This is a genomic window from Brevundimonas abyssalis TAR-001 (genome assembly GCF_000466985.1).
Taxonomy (GTDB): Bacteria; Pseudomonadota; Alphaproteobacteria; order Caulobacterales; family Caulobacteraceae; genus Brevundimonas; species Brevundimonas abyssalis.
Genome location: NZ_BATC01000024.1, coordinates 16807 through 35813 on the forward strand (window position 1 = coordinate 16807; position 19007 = coordinate 35813).

Annotated in this window: 22 protein-coding genes and 1 pseudogene; 10 read left to right on the plus strand and 13 right to left on the minus strand. The window is 68.9% G+C overall.

Going from position 1 to position 19007, the window contains the following annotated elements:
- Positions 1-38 precede the first annotated feature (38 nt).
- The 3 genes and pseudogenes from MBEBAB_RS07905 to MBEBAB_RS07915 form a co-directional block, all read right to left on the minus strand.
- Complete coding sequence (locus MBEBAB_RS07905) at positions 39-974, minus strand: bifunctional riboflavin kinase/FAD synthetase (protein ID WP_021697435.1); 936 nt, start codon at positions 972-974, stop codon at positions 39-41.
- A 1-nt stretch (position 975) separates the two neighbouring features.
- Positions 976-1443, minus strand: coding sequence for a MaoC family dehydratase (locus MBEBAB_RS07910; RefSeq protein ID WP_045319047.1), 468 nt, complete (start codon positions 1441-1443; stop codon positions 976-978).
- Positions 1444-1481: 38 nt separating this feature from the next.
- A pseudogene (locus MBEBAB_RS07915) lies at positions 1482-2359 on the minus strand (TIGR01459 family HAD-type hydrolase).
- 102 nt (positions 2360-2461) lie between these two features.
- Here MBEBAB_RS07915 and MBEBAB_RS07920 point away from each other — a divergent pair.
- A complete protein-coding gene (locus MBEBAB_RS07920) occupies positions 2462-4303 on the plus strand; it encodes an SLC13 family permease (protein WP_021697438.1) in 1842 nt (613 codons plus the stop codon).
- On the opposite strand, the gene MBEBAB_RS07925 is transcribed toward MBEBAB_RS07920, so the two are convergent.
- A complete protein-coding gene (locus MBEBAB_RS07925) occupies positions 4291-5601 on the minus strand; it encodes a metal-dependent hydrolase family protein (protein ID WP_148291472.1) in 1311 nt (436 codons plus the stop codon). The genes MBEBAB_RS07920 and MBEBAB_RS07925 overlap by 13 nt on opposite strands.
- Before the next feature lie 201 nt (positions 5602-5802).
- On the opposite strand from MBEBAB_RS07925, the gene MBEBAB_RS07930 reads away from it, so the two are divergent.
- On the plus strand, positions 5803-6441 hold the full coding sequence (locus tag MBEBAB_RS07930) for a murein L,D-transpeptidase catalytic domain-containing protein (protein ID WP_021697440.1): 639 nt from the start codon (positions 5803-5805) through the stop codon (positions 6439-6441).
- Positions 6442-6453: 12 nt separating this feature from the next.
- Here the strand turns inward: MBEBAB_RS07930 and purD are convergent, their stop codons facing one another.
- The 3 genes from purD to MBEBAB_RS07945 all read right to left on the minus strand — a co-directional run bounded on the left by purD (position 6454) and on the right by MBEBAB_RS07945 (position 8503).
- Positions 6454-7731 carry a phosphoribosylamine--glycine ligase gene (gene purD / locus MBEBAB_RS07935; RefSeq protein ID WP_021697441.1) on the minus strand — a complete coding sequence of 426 codons (1278 nt, stop codon included), beginning with the start codon at positions 7729-7731 and terminating at the stop codon, positions 6454-6456.
- Between the two features lie 101 nt (positions 7732-7832).
- Positions 7833-8036, minus strand: a complete 204-nt coding sequence (locus MBEBAB_RS07940) for a helix-turn-helix transcriptional regulator (protein ID WP_045319049.1) — start codon at positions 8034-8036, stop codon at positions 7833-7835.
- Complete coding sequence (locus tag MBEBAB_RS07945) at positions 8033-8503, minus strand: hypothetical protein (RefSeq protein ID WP_021697443.1); 471 nt, start codon at positions 8501-8503, stop codon at positions 8033-8035. The genes MBEBAB_RS07940 and MBEBAB_RS07945 overlap by 4 nt, the downstream gene beginning before the upstream one ends.
- Before the next feature lie 170 nt (positions 8504-8673).
- Here MBEBAB_RS07945 and xseA point away from each other — a divergent pair, with 170 nt between their 5' ends.
- From xseA to MBEBAB_RS07960, 3 genes are all read left to right on the plus strand, one after another.
- Entirely contained in the window at positions 8674-10131 is a 1458-nt protein-coding gene (gene xseA / locus MBEBAB_RS07950) for an exodeoxyribonuclease VII large subunit (protein WP_021697444.1), read from the plus strand.
- Positions 10132-10673: 542 nt separating this feature from the next.
- Complete coding sequence (locus MBEBAB_RS07955; protein ID WP_045319055.1) at positions 10674-11135, plus strand: mobile mystery protein A; 462 nt, start codon at positions 10674-10676, stop codon at positions 11133-11135.
- The gene (locus tag MBEBAB_RS07960; protein ID WP_021697446.1) at positions 11132-11731 is read left to right on the plus strand and encodes a mobile mystery protein B; all 600 of its coding nucleotides are present in this window, start codon (positions 11132-11134) and stop codon (positions 11729-11731) included. Before MBEBAB_RS07955 ends, MBEBAB_RS07960 begins: the two co-directional genes overlap by 4 nt.
- Positions 11732-11864: 133 nt before the next feature.
- Here MBEBAB_RS07960 and MBEBAB_RS18340 read toward each other — a convergent pair whose 3' ends face one another.
- Together MBEBAB_RS18340 and MBEBAB_RS18345 are read right to left on the minus strand one after the other, a co-directional pair.
- Positions 11865-12659, minus strand: coding sequence for an EAL domain-containing protein (locus MBEBAB_RS18340; protein ID WP_306302008.1), 795 nt, complete (start codon positions 12657-12659; stop codon positions 11865-11867).
- Entirely contained in the window at positions 12560-13138 is a 579-nt protein-coding gene (locus tag MBEBAB_RS18345; RefSeq protein WP_306302009.1) for a hypothetical protein, read from the minus strand. Before MBEBAB_RS18345 ends, MBEBAB_RS18340 begins: the two co-directional genes overlap by 100 nt.
- 96 nt (positions 13139-13234) lie before the next feature.
- Here MBEBAB_RS18345 and MBEBAB_RS07970 point away from each other — a divergent pair, with 96 nt between their 5' ends.
- Both MBEBAB_RS07970 and MBEBAB_RS07975 read left to right on the plus strand, forming a co-directional pair.
- A complete protein-coding gene (locus MBEBAB_RS07970) occupies positions 13235-14005 on the plus strand; it encodes an SDR family NAD(P)-dependent oxidoreductase (RefSeq protein ID WP_021697449.1) in 771 nt (256 codons plus the stop codon).
- Complete coding sequence (locus tag MBEBAB_RS07975; protein ID WP_021697450.1) at positions 13995-14981, plus strand: lysophospholipid acyltransferase family protein; 987 nt, start codon at positions 13995-13997, stop codon at positions 14979-14981. The genes MBEBAB_RS07970 and MBEBAB_RS07975 overlap by 11 nt, the downstream gene beginning before the upstream one ends.
- On the opposite strand, the gene MBEBAB_RS07980 is transcribed toward MBEBAB_RS07975, so the two are convergent.
- The 4 genes from MBEBAB_RS07980 to MBEBAB_RS07990 all read right to left on the minus strand — a co-directional run bounded on the left by MBEBAB_RS07980 (position 14924) and on the right by MBEBAB_RS07990 (position 16606).
- On the minus strand, positions 14924-15433 hold the full coding sequence (locus MBEBAB_RS07980; RefSeq protein WP_045319050.1) for a response regulator: 510 nt from the start codon (positions 15431-15433) through the stop codon (positions 14924-14926). The genes MBEBAB_RS07975 and MBEBAB_RS07980 overlap by 58 nt on opposite strands.
- A 128-nt stretch (positions 15434-15561) precedes the next feature.
- The gene (locus MBEBAB_RS18350) at positions 15562-15849 is read right to left on the minus strand and encodes a M23 family metallopeptidase (RefSeq protein WP_306302010.1); all 288 of its coding nucleotides are present in this window, start codon (positions 15847-15849) and stop codon (positions 15562-15564) included.
- On the minus strand, positions 15846-16403 hold the full coding sequence (locus tag MBEBAB_RS07985; protein WP_306302011.1) for a hypothetical protein: 558 nt from the start codon (positions 16401-16403) through the stop codon (positions 15846-15848). Before MBEBAB_RS07985 ends, MBEBAB_RS18350 begins: the two co-directional genes overlap by 4 nt.
- Positions 16400-16606 (minus strand): DUF2093 domain-containing protein, encoded by a 207-nt coding sequence (locus MBEBAB_RS07990; RefSeq protein ID WP_021697453.1) that lies wholly within the window; start codon positions 16604-16606, stop codon positions 16400-16402. Before MBEBAB_RS07990 ends, MBEBAB_RS07985 begins: the two co-directional genes overlap by 4 nt.
- A 223-nt stretch (positions 16607-16829) precedes the next feature.
- On the opposite strand from MBEBAB_RS07990, the gene MBEBAB_RS18020 reads away from it, so the two are divergent.
- From MBEBAB_RS18020 to MBEBAB_RS08000, 3 genes are read left to right on the plus strand one after another with little or no spacing between them, the layout of a single operon-like run.
- Complete coding sequence (locus MBEBAB_RS18020; RefSeq protein ID WP_277905845.1) at positions 16830-17399, plus strand: NAD-dependent epimerase/dehydratase family protein; 570 nt, start codon at positions 16830-16832, stop codon at positions 17397-17399.
- Positions 17396-18058, plus strand: a complete 663-nt coding sequence (locus MBEBAB_RS18025; RefSeq protein WP_277905846.1) for an NAD-dependent epimerase/dehydratase family protein — start codon at positions 17396-17398, stop codon at positions 18056-18058. The genes MBEBAB_RS18020 and MBEBAB_RS18025 overlap by 4 nt, the downstream gene beginning before the upstream one ends.
- A gap of 6 nt (positions 18059-18064) precedes the next feature.
- Positions 18065-19000: an NAD-dependent epimerase/dehydratase family protein gene (locus MBEBAB_RS08000; RefSeq protein WP_021697455.1), complete on the plus strand. Its 936-nt coding sequence runs from the start codon at positions 18065-18067 to the stop codon at positions 18998-19000.
- Positions 19001-19007: the final 7 nt, after the last annotated feature.

The window sequence follows — 19007 nt, forward strand, 5'->3', positions numbered from 1 at the left end:
CCGGGAGGGTGGGGGATGAAAAAAATCCGCGCCCCTGTTCAGGCCCCCAGGATCGCCCGGGCCGCCGCAGCGTCGGCGTCGATCTGGGCCTTGAGGGCGTCGAGGCCGTCGAAGGCGGCTTCGGGGCGCAGGAAGGCGATCAGTTCGGTCTCCAGGGTCTGGCCGTAGAGGTCGCCGTCGAAATCGAACAGCCAGGCCTCCAGCATGGGCGTCTCGGTGCGGAACATGGGCCGCACGCCGAGGCTGGAGACCCCGTCCACCACCCGGCCGTCGGGCAGACGGGTGCGGGTCGCATAGATTCCGTAGGCCGGGCGCATGTAGTCGCCCAGGGCCATGTTGGCGGTAGGCACGCCGATCTCGCGGCCGCGCTTGTCGCCGTGGATCACCTCGGCCTGGATGGCGAAGGGGCGGCCCAGAATGGCGGCGGCGCGGTCCATGTCCCCGGCCTTGAGGGCCTCGCGCACCGCGCTGGACGACAGCTTGAGCCCGTCGGCGTCGTCCACCCGCTGGGCGGCGGAGACGGTGAAGCCCATCTCGCGCCCGTACTCGGCCAGGGCCTGGGGCGAGCCCGAGCGGCCCTTGCCGAAGGTGAAGTCGAAACCCACCGCGGCGTGGACGACGCCCAGCCCCTGATGCAGCACCTGATCGGCGAAATCACGGTCGCTCATGCCCGCCATCTCGGCGTCGAAGGGCAGCAGATAGAGCCGGTCCACGCCCAGCGGCGCCAGCGCGCGGGTCATCTGATCCGGCGTCATCAGGCGGAAGGGCGCGGCCTCGGGCTGGAAGAAGCGACGGGGATGGGGGTCGAAGCTGACCACGGCCAGCGGGGCAGCCAGCCGGTCCGCCGCCGCCTTCGCCTCGGCGATCACCGCCTGATGGCCCCGGTGGACCCCGTCGAAGGCCCCCACCGCCACCGCCGCGCCCCGGTCGCCCGCAGGCAGGGTGCGCCAGTCGGTGATCAGGCGGACGGGCAAGTCAGTCCTTCGCCGGACGACGACGGCGCGGCACGCGGACAATGGCCTCGCCGCCCATGATGAAGGTGTCGCCGATATAGCCCTCGGTCTTGAGGGTCACGCGCGCGGACTCCAGATCCACGGCGGCCACGGTGACGCGGGCGGTGACCTTGTCGCCGATGCGCACCGGCTTTTCGAAGGCCAGGCTCTGATGCAGGTAGATGGCCCCGGCGCCGGGCAGGATGGTGCCCACCACCGCCGAGCCGAACGAGGCCGACAACAGGCCGTGGGCGATGCGGCCGCGATAGGCGGTCTTTGACGCGAACGCCTCGTCCATGTGCACGGGATTGAAGTCGTCCGAGGCGTCGGCGAACTGCTGGATGCGCTGCTCGGTCATCTCGACGGTTTTTTCAGCGGTCATGCCGACGTGCAGTTCGTCGAGGATGTAGCCGCCGGAGGGGTGAGCCCCCACAAGTTTTTTCTCAGTCATGGAGGTGATCTAGCGCCCGCCGCGCCGCTTGGCGAGCCTCACCAGGCCAGGTCCAGCATCGTGTAGCGGCGTAGGTGGTCTCGGCCCTCAGAAGCTCGCCCGCCTTTTCCGCATCGACCCGGCCGTCGGGCCCCTGCGCGGCGGCGCCGTGGATGCCGGCGGCCACGAACAGGCAGTCCAGCCCCTGGCCGTTGGCGCCCATGACATCGGTGACCACGCCGTCGCCCACGCACAGGACGCGGGACCGGTCCACATTGGCGCCCAGCAGGCGCTCGGCCTCCTTCATGGCCAGGTCATAGATCGGGCCGAACGGCTTGCCCGCCATGGTCACGCGCCCGCCGAGGGTTTCGTAGAGATCGGCCAGAGAGCCGGCGCAGTAGATCAGCTGGTCGCCGCGCTGGACCACGCGGTCGGGGTTGGCGCAGACCATCTCCAGATCCCGGGCGGCCGCCTTCGACAGGGCCTCGCGATAGTCCTGCGGCCGTTCGGTGGTGTCGTCGTACAGACCGGTGCAGCAGATGAAGCCCGCCTCGTCCGGCCCGTCGGACACGGCCACGCCGGTCCCCTCGTACAGCGGCATGTCCCGGTCCGGCCCCAGGGCCCAGACGGGGCCGGGGGCGCGGCGGCTCAGCTCGGCGCGAGTGGCGTCGCCGGAGGTGACGAAGGCGTCCCAGGCCGTGTGGGGCACGCCCAGGCTGTCCAGCTGCGACAGCACGGCCTGAGAGGGGCGGGGGGCGTTGGAGATCAGCACCACCTTGCCGCCGCCGTCGCGGAAGCGGATCAGGGCGTCCAGGGCCGGGGCGAAATGCTCGCGCCCGTTATGGATCACGCCCCAGACGTCGCACAGCAGGACGTCATAGTCGGCGGCCACGGCGCGCAGGCCGTCGATGGGATGGGGCAGGGGCTGGATGGTCATGTACCGGGGGTAGGCGCCCACGGGGGTTGCGTCAACGCGGAACCGGATGCACGCCCGCGCCTTTCGTGCGAAGCCGGGGGCCTTCCGGCGAGAGGGGCAGCCTTGGACGTCATCACCACCTTCATCGACACGTACAGCGCCTATATCGGCCTGGCGTTCCTGGTCGGGCTGTTCGCGGCCTTCATCAGCGAGCGGCTGCCGCCGACGGTGATCGCCGTGGGCGGGGTGGCGGTCATGATGCTGGCGGGCTTCCTGCCGCTGACGTCAGCCCTGTCTGTGCTGGCCAATCCGGCGCCGGTGACCATCGCCGCCATGTTCATCCTGTCCGGGGCCCTGGTGCGGACCGGAGCCATCGAGGCCGTACTCGGGCTGGTGACCCGCAGCGCGCAGGAGCGGCCGCGCCTGACGGCGGCGGGGGTGTTCGGCGGGGCCCTGACCGCGCCCGCCTTCATGAACAACACCCCGGTGGTGATCATCCTCATCCCGGTGATCAAGAAGCTGGCCAAGGCCTTGTCGGTGGCCTCCACCCGCCTGCTGATTCCGTTGTCCTATCTGTCGATCATGTCAGGAACCCTGACCCTGATCGGCACCTCCACCAATCTGCTGGTGGACGGCGTCGCGCGCGACATGGGCATGGAGCCCTTCGGCATCTTCGAGATCACGGGCGTGGGTCTGGTCACGGTGCTGAGCGGGGTGTTGACCCTGGCGGTGCTGGGGCCGTTCCTGCTGCCGAAGCGGGACGACACCGACGATGGCGAGGCGGACGCGCACATTTTCCTGACCGAGCTTCTGGTGCGCGACGGCAGCGACCGCATCGGCCGCAAGCTGGGCGAGATCAAACTGCTGAAGCGGTCCGAGACCAAGGTGGTGGGCCTGAAGCGGGACGGCCGCATCCTGCGCAAGGATCTGGACGAGCAGGCCCTGCTCCAGGGCGACCGCATCCTGCTGTCGGCGCCGGCCCATGAAATCCAGGCCCTGGCCCGGGCGCCCGGCTTCACCGTCGGCATGAACGGACGCACCGGCGGCATCGTTTTGACGCGCAAGGAGGGGGAGGAGAATCCCGACGTTGAGGACGACGAGATCACCTTTATCGAGGCCACCATCGCCCCCACCCATCCGGGCATCGGCCGGCGTCTTTCGGAAATTCCGCTGCTGTCACGGTTGAAGCTGCGGGTTCTGGGGGTGTCGCGGCCGCACCACCTGCCCGGCCCCGACCTGAGCGGCGCCCGCGTGCGGGCGGCGGACACCCTGCTGATCGCGGCGCCGCCCGAGACCATGCCGGACCTGCGCGAGAACCGCACCCTGATCGGGGTCGGCGAGACACAGAAGCAGCCGTTCCGCCGGGCCAAGGCGCCCATCGCCATCGCGGCGCTGGCCGGGACGGTGCTGGCCGCGGCCCTGGGGATCATCCCCATCGCCGGGGCCGCCATCATCGCCGTGGCGGTGATCCTGGTGACCCGCTGCATCGACCCGGAGGACGCCTGGGGCGCCATCGACGGGGACGTGCTGGTGCTGATCTTCGCCATGCTGGCCATCGGCATCGGCCTGCAGAACGCCGGCAGTGTGGGCCTGATCGTGGGCTGGGCCACGCCCCTGCTGGTGGACGCCTCGCCGCTGGTGGTGCTGATCTGCCTGTATTTCCTGACCACCATCCTGACCGAAATGGTGACCAACAACGCCGTGGCCGTGATCATGACCCCCATCGCCATCGGCCTGGCCGAGCAGATGGGCATCGACGCCCGGCCGCTGCTGGTGGCGGTGATGTTCGCCGCCTCGGCCAGCTTCGCCACGCCCATCGGCTATCAGACCAACACCCTGGTCTATGCGGCGGGGGACTACCGCTTCACCGACTTCCTGAAGATCGGCGTGCCCATGATGATCATCGTCGCGCCGCAACCTGCGCCGCCATCTGGTGGATTTTCGGGGTCTGATCAGTCCAGATAGGTCACGCCGCCCTTCATGACGAAGGCCACACGCTCCAGTTCGGTGACGTCGCTCAGGGGGTCGCCCGCCACCGCGATCAGGTCCGCCGCCATGCCGGGGGCGAGGCGGCCGATCTGGTCCTGCAGGCGGAAGTGTTCGGCGGCGTTGACGGTGGCGGTCTGGATGGCCTCCAGCGGCGTCAGGCCCGCGCGCACCAGCAGGGCGAACTCCCGGGCGTTGTCGCCATGGGCCGAGACGCCGGAATCGGTGCCGAAGGCGATGCGCACCCCGCCCTCGTGGGCGCGGCGGGCCATGTCCAGCATCAGGGGCCCGGCCTGGAGCGCCTTGGCGGTCTGGTTGGGGGTGAGGAAATTGTCCGGCCCCGAGGCGACGCGGGCCACGAAGTCACCCGCCAGCAGGGTGGGCACCAGCCAGGCGCCGTTGGCGCGCATCATGCGGATGGAGTCGGCGTCCAGATAGGTGCCGTGCTCGATGGAGTCGCCGCCCGCCGCCAGGAAGCTGTTGATGCCGTCGGTCCCGTGGGCGTGGGCGGTGACGGTGCGGCCCATGAAGTGGGCGGTCTCCACGATGGCCTCCAGCTCCGCGTTGGAGAACTGCTGGCCCAGACCTGCGGCGGTGTCGGACAGCACCCCGCCCGTGGCGGTGATCTTGATGATGTCGGCGCCCGCCAGCACCCGTTCCCGCACGGCCCGGCGGCAGTCGTCGGCGCCGGAGCAGACCCCGCCCGAGCGCAGATGCGGCACCAGATCCTCGCGCACCCCGTTGACGTCGCCGTGGCCGCCGTGGGGCGTGACCCCGCCGGCCGAGACCAGCAGGCGCGGGCCGGGGATGTGCCCGGCGGCGATGCCGTTGCGCAGGGCCACCACCGCCTCGCTCATGCCGCCCAGATCGGCCACGGTGGTGAAGCCGGCCTCCAGGGTGATGCGGGCGTAGGCGGCGCCCTGCATGGCGGAGTCCGCCGCGCTGCGGGTGAAGCGCTCGATGCGGCTGTTGGGCCCCTGCTGGCTGGTGATGTGCACATGGCTGTCGATCAGGCCCGGCAGGACGAAGCGGTCGGACAGGTCGACCACGTTTCCTTCGCCGACGAAGCCGTCGCGGATTTCGCGGACGCGGCCGTTCTCGATCACGACGGTTTGATTGCGGCTGACCCGGCCGGTGGAGGGATCGGCCAGAAGGCGGCCCGCATGGACGTATGTCACCGCCGTTTCAGACGCCGCAGTCCCTTGTCCTGACTGGGCCAGAGCCGGAAAGGCCGTCGTCGCCGCCAGCGCCAGGGCGCACAGGAACCGCTTCATCATACTTTCCCCTCACTATGGCCGGTCAGGTGATCCGGGCTGCGGCATAATAGGCGTCCGGGACTTTTCGCCAAGCTCACGCTTGCAGGAGCGCGAACAGGTATGGAACAAATCGGCCCAAGGGGTTCAATCCGCATACAAGGGCGTCGCATGCGGCTATCCAGACGTGGACTGATCACGGGCGGTCTCGCCGCAGGCGGGGCTATGGCGCTGTCCGGCTGCGCCTCCACAGGCGCCGCACCGGTGCAGCAGGTGATGCTGCCGGCGTCGCTGGACCTGGCGCCGCGGCCCATCCAGACCGTGCAGGTCCGGCCGCCGCTGGACCCCTCCGGCCAGGTGCGCCCCGAGTTGATGAGCCGGGCCATGGCGGCCCTGGACATCCACCACCGCCGCATCCCGTCGCGGGACCGCATGTATCTGGTGGATTTCACGCGCTTCTCGGGCGAGACGCGGCTGTACGAGGTCAATCTGGAGTCCGGCGGGGTGCAGGCGTTCCGCACCAGCCACGGGCGCGGCTCGGACCCGGCCCATTCCGGTTTCGCCCAGCGGTTCTCCAATGTGGTGGATTCCCACATGTCCTCGGTGGGCTCGTTCGTGACGGCGGGCCCGAACTGGGGGCCGCAGCAGGGACCGAATGTGCTGCTGGACGGGCTGGAGTACTCCAACTCGGCCGCGCGCGAGCGGGCCATCATCGTCCACGGCGCCGATTACGCCGAGCCGGAATTCCTTGAGCGTGAAGGCAAGCTGGGGCGGTCGTACGGCTGTTTCTCGCTGTCGCACGCCGACCTTCGGGCTGTGCGCGACCGCATGGGCGAGGGCCGGCTGCTGTTCGCGCTGGCCTAGGCGAAATCCGGCCTAGTCGTCCCGGTCCAGCGCCCGCCAGCCGATGTCGGAGCGGTGGAAGCCGCCGGGCCAGTCGATCCGGCTGATGGCGGCGTAGGCGCGCTCGCGGGCTTGCGCGATATCGGCCCCGCGCGCGCAGACGTTCAGCACCCGGCCGCCTGAGGCGACCAGAGCGCCGTCCTTGTTGCGGGCGGTGCCGGCGTGGAAGACCTCGACGTCCGGGCCGAAGTCCTGATCCGCGCCGCGGATGACCGAGCCGGTCAGGGGGCTGTCGGGATAGCCCTTGGCGGCCATGACCACGCAGATCACCGTCTCGGGCCGGAACTCCAGCGGCGGCAGCTTCGACACGTCGCCCCGGGCGCAGGCCAGCAGGTGGGGCACGATGTCCCCGGCCAGACGCATCATCAGCACCTGGCATTCCGGATCGCCGAAACGGGCGTTGAATTCCACCACCTTCGGGCCGTCCGCCGTGGCCATCAGCCCGGCGTAGAGCACGCCGCGATAGGGCGCGCCCTCTGCCGCCATGCCCGCCATGGTCGGCTGGATCACGCGCTCATCGGCCTGTTGAACGAGTTCGGGTGTGAAGACGGGCGCAGGGGAATAGGCGCCCATGCCGCCGGTGTTGGGGCCCAGGTCGCCGTCGAAGGCGCGCTTGTGGTCCTGGGCGCCGCCCAGCAGCACGGCGCGGGTTCCGTCGCACAGGGCGAACAGGGAGCCCTCCTCGCCGTCCATGAACTCCTCGATCACCACCCGGGCCCCGGCGGCGCCGAAGCGGCCGCCCAGCATGCGCTCGATCTCGGCCTCGGCGTCGGGGCGGTCGGGGCTGATGGCCACGCCCTTGCCGGCGGCGAGACCATCGGCCTTGATCACATAGGGGGGCCTGAAGACGTCCAGGGCCTGTCTGGCCTCGGCCAGGGTCTCATAGACGCCATAGCCCGCCGTGGGGATGTTGTGGCGCTCGAGGAAGTCCTTGGCGAAGGCCTTGGAGGTCTCGAGCTGGGCGGCCCTGGCGGTGGGGCCGAAGCAGGGGATGCCCGCCGCCGCCAGACGGTCGGCCAGCCCGGCGGCCAGGGCCATCTCGGGCCCCACCACCACCAGATCGGCGCGGATCTCGCGGGCGAGGGCGGCCAGGCCCTCGGCGTCGTCGGCCTTGACCGGGGCGAGCTCGCCCAGCCGCTCCATGCCCGGGTTGCCCGGCGCGATGACCAGCGACGTCACCAGCGGCGACTGGCGGATTTTCCAGGCCAGGGCGTGTTCGCGACCGCCCGATCCGACGAGAAGTACCTTCATGCCCGCGACATGACCGTGACTGCGCAGGCGGTCAAGTCACGGATCGCATGAGATCAGGATGGCGGAGACGACCGTCCCCGCGATCAGCACCACGCCCCCGATCAAGAGGACGGCGGATCTCGTTCGAACACCTCCTCGATCGTGCACCCGAACGCCTCCGCGATGGCGAACGCCAAGGGCAGCGAAGGATCGAAGTGGCCGTTCTCGATCGAGTTGATCGAATTGCGCGACACCCCGACCCGCGTCGCCAATTCCGCCTGGCTCCAGCGGCGGTCAGCACGAAGAACCCTGATCCTGTTTTTCACGACGGATCGCGCGCGTCCCGCGACATCCACACGTGCCAGCCCAGACTCAGCAGCATTGTGCATATGGCCTGTGTGATGACGACCGCCATGAAGCCGAAGGTGAAGGTCGTAATCACGAGGCGTGAATCCGGATTCGGCGTTCCGCCCCAGACTGCGGCGCCGGAAACGATCAGGTCTCGGACCGGAGGCAGGGCGAGAAGCAGGGCGACCATGCCGGCGCCGACCGTCCAGCCCCATTGGCTCGAGAACCGCGCATTGCTTCGCTGCCATTCATCGATCTGGCGATCGTTGATGACGGCGAGCGCGATGCTTGCGAGCACCGTCAGCGTGGCGGCGATCCCGGTCAGGAGAAAAACCAGCCCGTCGGGTTGATGCCTCAGCCACGGAATGGAGGCCAAGATCGCAATGGGCGGGACGACCATGATGACGGCGAGCGCCAGGACGCGCGATCGGGTGGGCGATGGCATATGCGTTTCTCCTTGATCGACGGTATCGCAACGCGACCCGAAACGAACAACAAACTTGTCATATTGCCAAGTTAACTTGGCATGATCCCGCTCCCCCGTCAATGCTGCGGGGAGCCGATTCGCCGCCACGCCCCGTTCCCCCCACACGCCCGCCCCGTTAGTCTCCCCCGATGAGCGACGAATCCTACGTCTTTGAGGGCCCCGCCGGGGGCGTCCCCGATCCCCACGACAACAACCCGCCGCTGTCGATCTCCGAGCTCAGCTTCGCGCTGAAGCGGACGCTCGAGGAGCGGTTCGGCCATGTGCGGCTGCGCGGCGAGATCTCCAAGGTGAACCGGCACGCGTCCGGCCACGTCTATCTGACGCTGAAGGATGATCGGTCCTCCATCGACGGGGTGGTGTGGAAGGGCGTGGTGCGGGGGCTGCAGGTCCAGCCGGAGACGGGGCTGGAAGTCATCGTCACCGGCAAGATCACCAGTTATCCGGCGCGGTCCTCGTACCAGATCGTCATCGACAGCATGGAGCCGGCCGGCGCGGGCGCCCTGCTGGCCCAGCTGGAGCGGCTGAAGGCGAAGCTGCACGGCGAGGGCCTGTTCGAGCCGGGGCGCAAGCGGCCCATCCCGGCGTTTCCGGCGGTGGTGGGGGTGATCACCAGCCCGACGGGCGCTGTGATCCGCGACATCCTGCACCGGATCGCCGAGCGCTGGCCCTGTCGGGTCATCGTCTGGCCCTGCGTGGTTCAGGGCGATGCGGCGGCGGCCCAGGTGGCGGCGGCGGTGCGGGGCTTTGACGCCATGACGCCCGGCGGGCCGATCCCGCGACCGGACGTGGTGATCGTGGCGCGCGGCGGCGGCTCGGTGGAGGACCTGTGGGCCTTCAATGACGAGGCCCTGGCCCGGGCGGTGGCCGAGGCGGGCATCCCGATCATCTCGGCGGTGGGCCACGAGACCGACACCACCCTGATCGACTTCGTCTCGGACCGCCGCGCGCCGACGCCGACCGGGGCGGCCGAGATGGCCACCCCGGTGCTGGCGGACCTGAAGGCGGCGGTGGCGGATATGGAGCGGCGGCTGTTCCGCTGCGGCTCGCGGGTGCTGGAGGATCGGCGCACGCGCCTGAGGGCCGCCGCGCGGGGACTGCCTGCCCGGCCCGAGGACCTGATCGCCCTGGCGCAGCAGCGGCTGGACCATGCCTCGAGCCGGCTGTCGTCAGGCCTGACCCGCAATGCGGCCATTCATGAGCGGGAGCTGGTGCGCGCCGCCTCGCGCCTGACGCCGGGCCTGCTGATGCGGCCGATCCGGCATCAGGCCGAGCGGCTGGGCAGTCTGGACGCCCGCATGGCCGGGGCGCTGGGCCGGGTCATCCCGCGCGAGGCGGACCGGCTGGGCCGCATCAGCCGTCTGTACGAGAGCCTGAACCCCGATGGACCGCTGAAGCGCGGCTTCGCACGGGTTCACGCCGAGGACGGGGCGCTGGTCCGGTCGGCGGCGGCGCTGCAGTCCGGGCAGCCGGTCAGGCTGGTGTTCGAGGACGGCGACCGCCAGGCCGTGGTGGACGGCGCGTCCGCGCCCCCGCCTCCGCGCAAGGCGAAACCCGCGGCGAAGGCGGATCAGGGGGATTTGTTCTAGGTCGAAAAGGAAGGGGCGCCTGCCGAAGAGCAGACGTCCCGAACCCCGCTACGGTGGGAAGCGGGCATCCAAAAGTCACCAGCCAGAGGGCGAGCAGCCGGCTTGGCCGCGCGCTGCGCCGCAAGGCGCTCAAAGCGATGCGCGACGACGTGCATCGCAAAGCGGAGGCCATGGCCGACGCAAGGCGTCAACTGCGCGAAGCGCATAGGGAGAGAGATGGCTTGGCCGCGTTAGCGATGTTCCGCGATCTTAAACAGCAGGAGTCGGGCCGGGCGGCCATCTCGCGCTTGCGGTCATTGACCGAGGCGCGGTCGAAAGAGGCGTTTGCGGGTAGCCAGTCTCCCGCCCGTTCCCGAGCACCGTTGCCGTCCCGCCCGGGCGGTCGTTTCCGATAGCTTTTGGACTATTGAAATCTATTTATTTGATGCATTTTAGGCGATCATAATATAAATATGTGATGTGCTTTAGCGCATCATTATCTTGACGTTTGATGCAATATAAACGATCATATATCTATAAAGTGATAGCTTATGGCGCATCAAATGGACCAGCGAGCCCTCGCACGCAAACACCTGGACCGTCAGCTAAAAGGCTGGCGTACACTGAAACGTGACCGGCGGCCGCCGCACGGGTGGATACGGGCCATCCGCGATGCTCTCGGCATGAGTTCGCGGCAGGCGGCGATGCGCATGGGCATCGCCCAATCGACCTACACCCGCTTTGAACAAAACGAGGCCGATGACGCCATTACCCTGGCGACGCTGCGCAAGGCCGCCGGCGCACTTGATTGCACGCTCGTCTACGCGCTCGTGCCCAACCGTCCCCTGGAAGACACCGTGCGCGAACGGGCCCGCCAGGTCGCAGACCGCAGACTTGGCCGCGTCCATCACACGATGCGCCTCGAGGATCAGGCCATGACGCCCGACGACCTAGCGCTCGAGCGCGAGCGCTTGGTCGACGACATCCTGCGCAACGACATGCGTCGTCTCTGGGATGACGCATGAGCGATGACGATGACCTTTTCGGTGGACAGGATGACGCCGCGACGCCGCTAACGCCCGATGAGCAGGACGGTCTGATACCGACCTACATCACGACCCGCGCCCAACTGAACGAGGCAGAACACCTCAACATCGCCGCAGCCGACGGCTGGGCGTTTCGCAAGAAGCGCGGCATCCTCGACATCGACTTCATGCGGGCGCTTCACAAGCGCATGTACGGCAAGGTCTGGCGATGGGCAGGCGAGTGGACGCGCCAGCAAGGCCGGCGCATCGGCGTCGCCTTCTTCATGGTCGAGCCTGAACTTCGCGGCCTTATCGACAACGTCCAATTCTGGATCGCCCACCAGACCTTTTCGCCTGACGAAATCGCCGCGCGCTTCCACCACAAACTGACTTGGATTCACCCCTTCCCGAACGGCAACGGGCGCTTCGCGCGTATGGCGACAGACCTGTTGCTCGTGTCGCTCGGCCGCCCCCGCTTCACCTGGGGCGGCGAGAACCTCGTCCATGCGGGCGAAACCCGCAGACGCTATGTCGCCGCGCTTCGCGCGGCCGACGCGCATGACATCGCACCGCTCCTCGAGTTTGTGCGCTCCTGATGCTGCTGATGCTGCTGATGTTGTTCATCATCCTGCGCAGCAATGTGACGACCATTTCCGCCTACCGCGAGCACACTGTGACCTTAAGCTTGCAAGCGGACCCGTGGGATCGGTGATTTCAGGAGCCCACGCCTCAGGCGAAGCGGCGGCGGCGTTCGGCGCTTTGCAGGGTGTCGCGGACGAAGTCTGAAGGGGCGTCCGATTCGGCCAGCACGGCTTCCTTGATGGCGCGGGGCTCGCCGAACAGGTGGCCCTGGCCCATGGCGATGTCCAGCTCCAGCACGTCCACCACCTGACGCTCGGTCTCCACCTTTTCGGCGATGACCTCCATGCCGTAGCGGCGCACCAGACCGGCGAAGTCGGCGGCCTGGATGTCGCGCAGGGACGGCAGGGCCGCACCCGCGTCCTGGTCCAGCAGCTGTTCGATCAGCAGGTCGGCGGAGATCTTGACGAACTTGACGTCGGAGCGCTGCAGATCGGTGAAGTCCAGATCCAGGGTCTGGACCTTGTCGATGGAGAAGCGGAAGCCCAGGTCGGCCAGCTTGGCCATGTTGCGGGCCTCGACCGCGCCGCGGGCGTCGAACACCGCCTGGCCCAGCTCGAAGATCAGGGCGTCCTTCAGGTCGCGGTTCTCGCTGAGGAACTCGAGGAATTTGGGGAAGAAGGTCTCGTCGCCCAGCGAGGTCAGGGAGACGTTGCAGAACACGCCCACCTTGCGGTCCTGCGTCGCCAGCCGCCGCACGATCTGGGCGCAGCGGAACAGCAGCAGGTTGTCGATGGCGGGGACCAGACCCTCGCCCTCGGCCACCGACAGATATTCGGCGGGCATCAGCACCCGACCGGTGCCGTCGCGCAGGCGGGTGAAGCTCTCATAGAAGGTGGTGCGCCGCTGGGGCAGGGTGACCACCGGCTGCAGGTACAGGTCCACCCGGTTGTCGGCCAGGGCGTCCTGGACCGTGCGCAGCAGGGCGCCTGCTGCTGATAAAGGCGCGCTTCGAGGCTGCCGGGCGGATGGGCGGGCGCGGCGGCCAGCTTGGCCTCAAGGCCTTCGCTGATCTGGGTGACCAGGCTTTCCAGCATGCGCACCTCGGTGGTCAGCTCCTCGGTGCGCGACAGGGCGCCGGTCTCGATGGCCTGGGCCAGTTCGCTGAGGGCGTTCTGGGTGTTCTCCATGGCGTCGGCCAGCAGGCGGTGGGCCTGACGCACGGCCTCCACCTCGCGGCGGATGGCGCGGCGGTCCAGCGAACCGGTCACCAGGGCGTGCAGGGCCATGCCGACGCCCAGCGCCCCGAAGAAGGCCGCCGTCGCATTGCCCAGCCCGAAGCCCGCGCGCCAGATGAGCGCCGAGACCGTCAGGGCCAGGAACAGATAGGATGCAAGGAGCAGCCCGGATGTGATCTTGCGCATGGGATGGATCGCCGCCTTCCCGGATGGAATCGCCCGAGTATCGGGGTATCAGGGGTCCGCGGCTAGTGCCGTATAGGGGAACAAGAAGGTTAACGCATGAAACTGTTCGATTTGTCGGGGAAAACCGCCGTCATCACCGGGTCTTCCAAGGGCATAGGCAAGGCCATCGCCGAGCAGATGGCCGATCACGGCGCCAATGTCGTCATCTCGTCGCGCAAGGCCGGGCCTTGCGACGAGGTCGCCCAGGCCATCAATGCGAAGCACGGCGAGGGCCGCGCCATCGCCGTTCCGGCCAACATCGCGTCGAAGGAGGACCTGCAGCGTCTGGTGGACGAGACCAACGCCGCCTTCGGCCAGATCGACATCCTGGTGTGCAACGCCGCCACCAATCCCTACGCCGGGCCCATGGCGGGGATCTCGGACGAGCAGTTCGAGAAGATTCTCCAGAACAACGTCATCTCCAACCACTGGCTGATCCAGATGGTCGCGCCGCAGATGCTGGAGCGCAAGGACGGCTCGATCATCCTGCTGTCGTCCATCGGCGGCCTGAGGGGCAACGCCCTGATCGGCGCCTACAACGTGTCCAAGGCCGCCGACATGCAGATGGCGCGCAATCTGGCGGTGGAGTGGGGGCCCTCCAACGTGCGGGTGAACTGCATCGCCCCGGGCCTGGTCCAGACCGATTTCGCCAAATACCTGTGGGAGAACCCGGAGCTGCTGAAGACCGTCACCGAGCCCGCGCCCCTGAAGCGCATCGGCCAGCCGGACGAGATCGCCGGGGCGGCGGTCTATCTGGCGGCGCCCGCCTCCGCCTACATGACCGGCCAGACCCTGGTGATCGACGGCGGGGTCACCATTGCCTGGTAGGCGCGCGGTTCACGGCCGGGACGACAATCCGTCGCCCGGAAAACGCCTGGGCTGGCTGGCCCAGGCGGCGGCCTTCACGGCCTATTCCGGCCTGATGCGGGCCCTGCCGGTGGAGACGGCGTCCAACTTCGGCGCCTGGCTGCTGGCGCGGATCGGCCCTCTGACCAGCACCGAGAAGACGGTGCAGAGAAACCTGCGCCTGGCCTTCCCGGACATGGACGAGGCCGGGCGCCGCGCCCTGTCCCGCGCCCAGTGGGAAAGCACGGGCCGCACCTTCGCCGAGTTTCCGCTCATGGACCGCATCACCCCGGCGACGGGGCGGGTGACAGTGGTGGGGGCCGAGCGGCTGCACGCCGTCCGCGACAGCGGCCGGGCGGCGGTGCTGGTATCGGGCCATTTCTCCAACTGGGAGGCCATGGCCGCGGCCATCGTCTCCACCGGGCTGAAGACCCAGATCACCTATCGGGCGGGCAACAACCCCTATGTGGACCGCATGATCATCGACGGCCGCGCCCGCTACGGCGTGGAGCTGATGGCGGCCAAGGGCGGGGACGGGGCGCGCGAACTGCTGGACGGGATGAAGCGCGGGGAGTCGGTGGCCCTGCTGAACGATCAGAAATTCCGCGAGGGGCCGGCGGTCGCCTTCTTCGGCCATCCGGTGAACACCGCCACGGGCCCCAGCCGCCTGGCCCAGCGGTTCGACGCGCCGATCATTCCTGTGACTGTGGAGCGGTCAGGCCCGGCCCGCCTGACGGTGACCTTCCATCCCGAGATGCGGGTGCGTCCGGCCACGTCCCCCGCCGACAAGGCCAGGGCCGTGGAGGAGGCGACCCAGGCCATCACCCGCTTCATCGAGGATCAGGTGCGGTCGCGGCCGGAAGAATGGTTCTGGACCCACAAGCGCTGGCCCGAGGACGTCTATGCGACGTTGGAGGCCGAACCCACGTCGGTGGAGCGGCGGAAGGGCCCGGCGTAGCCGACGGGCGTCTTCCTGCGGCGGCAGGGGCCGAAATAGTCGTCCGCCTTCACGAAGGGGCGGGGGTGGAAGATCACGGCGTGAATCCGGTCCAGCATCGCCTTGGGGGTGACCGGCTTGACCACGAACTCGGTGACGCCGGCGTCGCGCGCCTCCTGCACCCGCGTGCGCTCGGAATGGCCGGTCATCATGATGATCGGCAGATAGGGATTGGCGCTGTCGGCGCTGTTGCGGACCATGCGGGTGAACTCCACACCGTCCAGCGGGAACATGTTGAAGTCGACGATGGCCAGGTCGATGGGCAGGTGATTCAGCACCTTCAGGGCCTCGGCGCCGTCGTCCACCTCGTGGATGTGACGGATGCCCGCGGACTTCAGAATGGCTCCCGCAATCGTGCGCATGTGCTGGTTGTCGTCCACCAGCAGAATCTCAAGCGCTTCCATCGCCGCCATCGCGGGGTGTCCCTCTGTCACCGGCTCCCCGCCGATTCGCGCAAGTTAGGCACAAACGCGAGGGGAGAAAATCCCCAGGAATGCGTAACTTGATCATGGAAGCGCTACCATGACCGGTCGCGGCGCTGTCAGGCTGGCGGCGGGGCCTCCGCGCCGACCAGCAGGCTCGGATCAAGGTTGCGGTCGCGCCATTTCAGACGCCAGCACAGGTGCGGGCCGGTGGCCCGGCCGCTGGCGCCGACCCGGCCGATGGCCTGGCCCTGAACCACCCGCTCGCCGGGACGCACGTCCAGCCGCGACTGGTGCAGATAGGCCGAGATCAGGCCCTGGCCGTGATCGATCAGGGTCAGGCCGCCCTCGAAGTGCAGGTCCGGCTCGGCCAGGGTGACCAGGCCGTCGGCGGGGGCGCGGATCACTGTGCCGGTCGGCGCGCCCAGGTCGATGCCGTAGTGGGGCCGGGCGGGCGTGCCGTTGAGGACGCGCTGGGCGCCCCAGCGGCTGGTGACCCGCCAGGTCTCCAGCGGACGGATGAAGCCGCCGTTGAAATGATCGGCGTCCGCGCGGCTGGCGAAGCCTCGGTCTTGAGCGCCGCCTCGCGCTGGATGCGGGCCAGGACCTCGGGCGCGGTGGGAGTCACGGTCTGGGGCGGGAGGCCGTCGATGCGGGTGATGGCGAAATCGCCGGGGGCGATGGTCACGTCGCGGCTCTCGCGCCGGACGCCGGACAGCACCTCGATCCGGGCCGATGCGGCCGCGTCGCGATCGAAGCCGACGATGAACAGGCCCGCCGCCGAGGCGGTGGTCAGGGCCTCGCCGTCCACGAAGACGATGGCGCGCGGCCAGGTGCGGCCCATGGCGAAGCCGCCCTGGACGAACCGCCCGTCCAGGGCCAGGCCCTCGCGGGACCAGGCGGGTCCGGCCAGGCCCAGGGCGCCGGCGCCCAGCAGGAAGGATCGGCGGGCGGCGATCATGCCGCCACCGCCCGTTCCATCAGCTCGGCCGGACCCACATAGGGCTCCTGAAGGTCGATGCTCCAGTAGCGCAGGGCGTCCAGCGGGATCTGGCGGGCCGTCACGGCGCAGACGACGAAGCGCCCGGGCTTGAGCACCACATAGTCGCCGTCGCCGTAATGAAGCTGGGCCAGGCCGTCGAGATTGGGGTCATGGGCGTTCATGGTCCCTGTCTAACGCCGCGAGGGCCGCGTGTCAGTCGCGGGCCGCCTCAAAATTCCGAGACCCGTCCACGAATCCCGCCGCTCCCGCGACAATGATCGACAAAATGCGCGCCTGACCCGTTGTGGCCACATGACGGTCTATGATGCGGGCCTGTCCCGACGCTTCCTAGAGGGAAGCGCATGGGGTAGGCAGACGGCAGCAACCACAAGGGAAGTGTCTCGGATGCGCGTACTTGTTCTCGGCGGCGATGGATTCTGCGGCTGGCCGACCGCCCTGCATTTGTCGGCGCGGGGCTGGGACGTGACGGTGGTGGACAACCTGTCACGCCGGAACATCGACAATGAGCTGGAGGTGTCGTCCCTGACCCCGATCCGGCCCATCGGCGAGCGCATCGCCGCGTGGAAGGAAATCTCCGGCCGCGAGATCGGCTTCCAGAACCTGACCCTGGGCAAGGAATTCGACCGCTTCGTCGCCCTGCTCAAGGACGAGAAGCCCGACGCCATCGTCCACTTCGCCGAACAGCGCGCCGCGCCCTATTCCATGAAGTCGGCGCGGCACAAGCTCTACACCGTCGACAACAATCTGAACGCCACCAACCATGTGCTGGCGGCCATGGTGGAGAGCGGGCTGGACATCCATCTGGCGCACCTGGGGACCATGGGGGTCTATGGCTACGCCACCGCCGGGCTGACCATTCCGGAAGGCTATCTGACCGTGACGGTCGAGACCGACCGCGGCCCGGTGGAGCAGGAGATCCTGTTCCCGCCGAACCCGGCTCGATCTATCACATGACCAAGACCCAGGACGCCCTGCTGTTCCAGTTCTACGCCAAGAACGACGGGGTGCGGATCACCGACCTGCACCAGGGCATCGTCTGGGGCACCCAGACCGAGGAGACCCGCCAGGACGAGCGCCTGATCAACCGCTTCGACTATGACGGCGACTACGGCACGGTGCTGAATCGCTTCCTGATGCAGGCGGCGGTGGACCATCCCCTGACGGTGCACGGTTCGGGCGGCCAGACCCGGGCCTTCATCCACATCCAGGACACGGTGCGCTGCATCGAGCTGGCCCTGAAGAACGCGCCGAAACAGGGCGAGCGGGTCAAGATCCTGAACCAGATGACCGAGAGTCACCGGGTGCGCGACCTGGCCCGCATGATCGCCGAGATGACCGGCGCCGAGATCGCCAATGTGCCGAACCCGCGCCAGGAGGCGGACGAGAACGAGCTGGTGGTGGCCAACGATCAGTTCCGCGACCTGGGGCTGAAGCCCATCACCCTGGCCCAGGGTCTGCTGGACGAAGTCACCGATGTCGCCCGCCGCTACGCCGACCGGGCCGACCTGTCCAAGGTGCCGTGCGTGTCACACTGGAACGCCGCGCGCGAACAGGCGGCGCGCGATCAGACGGGGGCCAGGGTCACCCGGCTCGAGACGCGCCAGGCGAGCTGATCCGCCTTGTCACGCACGGTCCTTGTCTTCGGCGGCGGCTATCTGGGGGAGGCCATCGCGCGGCGCGCGGAAACCGAGGGCGCGCGGGCGGTTCTGACCTCTCGTTCAGCTGAGCGGCGACAGGCGCTTGAGGCGAAGGGCGTGGCCGCGCTCGATCCGGAAGACGCCGAAGCCCTGGCGCGTTCGGCGGCGGAGGCCCACGCCATCGTCATCGCCGCTCCGCCTGATGCGCGCGGATGCCCCGGGGCGCGGGTGCTGCTGCCGGCCCTGGCGGCGGCGGGCGCCTATCCCGACTGGATCGGCTATGTGTCGTCCACCGCCGTGTATGGCGACCGTGCCGGCGGCTGGGTGTTCGAGGACGATCCGCTGAACGCCGCCAGCATCCAGGGCGCCCGGCGGGTGCGGGCCGAGCGGGAGTGGCTGGAGGCCGGACCGGGCCTGGGCCTGACGATCCAGATCTTCCGCCTGCCCGGCATCTATGGTCCGGGCCGCTCGCCGGTGGACCGGCTGAGGGCGGGCACGGCGCGGCTGGTGCGCAAGCCGGGCCAGATCTTCAACCGCATCCATGTGGACGACGCCGCCTCGGGCCTGTTCGCCTCCATGGCGCGGCCCCGCCCGGGCGGGCTCTACAATCTGGCTGATGATGAGCCGGCGCCCGCCGACGTGGTGACGGAATGGACTGCGCGCCGCATGGGGCTGGAGCCGCCGCCCGAGACCGACTGGACCGATCCGTCGGTCAGCGAGACCATGCGGCGGTTCTATCTGGACTCCAAGCGCGTCTCCACGCCCGCGCCAAGGCCGAGCTGGGCTGGCGGCCGGCCTTCGCCAGCTACCGCGAGGGGATCGAGGCGATACTGGCGCAAGGGTGATCCTTCTCCCGCTGGGAGAAGGGGGACCCGCGCACGAAGCCGCGTAGCGGCGTCGTTCTTGCGCGGGGGATGAGGGGCGG

What these genes read in the sequence shown, in the direction of transcription:
- MBEBAB_RS07955 (WP_045319055.1), top strand. Translation starts at nt 10,674, where the DNA reads ATGGACCAGCGAGCCCTCGCACGCAAACACCTGGACCGTCAGCTAAAA.
- MBEBAB_RS18020 (WP_277905845.1), top strand. Translation starts at nt 16,830, where the DNA reads ATGCGCGTACTTGTTCTCGGCGGCGATGGATTCTGCGGCTGGCCGACC.
- MBEBAB_RS07945 (WP_021697443.1), bottom strand. Translation starts at nt 8,503, where the DNA reads ATGCCATCGCCCACCCGATCGCGCGTCCTGGCGCTCGCCGTCATCATG.
- MBEBAB_RS07990 (WP_021697453.1), bottom strand. Translation starts at nt 16,606, where the DNA reads ATGAACGCCCATGACCCCAATCTCGACGGCCTGGCCCAGCTTCATTAC.
- purD (WP_021697441.1), bottom strand. Translation starts at nt 7,731, where the DNA reads ATGAAGGTACTTCTCGTCGGATCGGGCGGTCGCGAACACGCCCTGGCC.
- xseA (WP_021697444.1), top strand. Translation starts at nt 8,674, where the DNA reads ATGAGCGACGAATCCTACGTCTTTGAGGGCCCCGCCGGGGGCGTCCCC.
- MBEBAB_RS07925 (WP_148291472.1), bottom strand. Translation starts at nt 5,601, where the DNA reads ATGATGAAGCGGTTCCTGTGCGCCCTGGCGCTGGCGGCGACGACGGCC.
- MBEBAB_RS07980 (WP_045319050.1), bottom strand. Translation starts at nt 15,433, where the DNA reads ATGGCGGCGATGGAAGCGCTTGAGATTCTGCTGGTGGACGACAACCAG.
- MBEBAB_RS07960 (WP_021697446.1), top strand. Translation starts at nt 11,132, where the DNA reads ATGAGCGATGACGATGACCTTTTCGGTGGACAGGATGACGCCGCGACG.
- MBEBAB_RS18025 (WP_277905846.1), top strand. Translation starts at nt 17,396, where the DNA reads ATGACCAAGACCCAGGACGCCCTGCTGTTCCAGTTCTACGCCAAGAAC.
- MBEBAB_RS07970 (WP_021697449.1), top strand. Translation starts at nt 13,235, where the DNA reads ATGAAACTGTTCGATTTGTCGGGGAAAACCGCCGTCATCACCGGGTCT.
- MBEBAB_RS07985 (WP_306302011.1), bottom strand. Translation starts at nt 16,403, where the DNA reads ATGATCGCCGCCCGCCGATCCTTCCTGCTGGGCGCCGGCGCCCTGGGC.
- MBEBAB_RS07910 (WP_045319047.1), bottom strand. Translation starts at nt 1,443, where the DNA reads ATGACTGAGAAAAAACTTGTGGGGGCTCACCCCTCCGGCGGCTACATC.
- MBEBAB_RS18345 (WP_306302009.1), bottom strand. Translation starts at nt 13,138, where the DNA reads ATGCGCAAGATCACATCCGGGCTGCTCCTTGCATCCTATCTGTTCCTG.
- MBEBAB_RS07930 (WP_021697440.1), top strand. Translation starts at nt 5,803, where the DNA reads ATGGCGCTGTCCGGCTGCGCCTCCACAGGCGCCGCACCGGTGCAGCAG.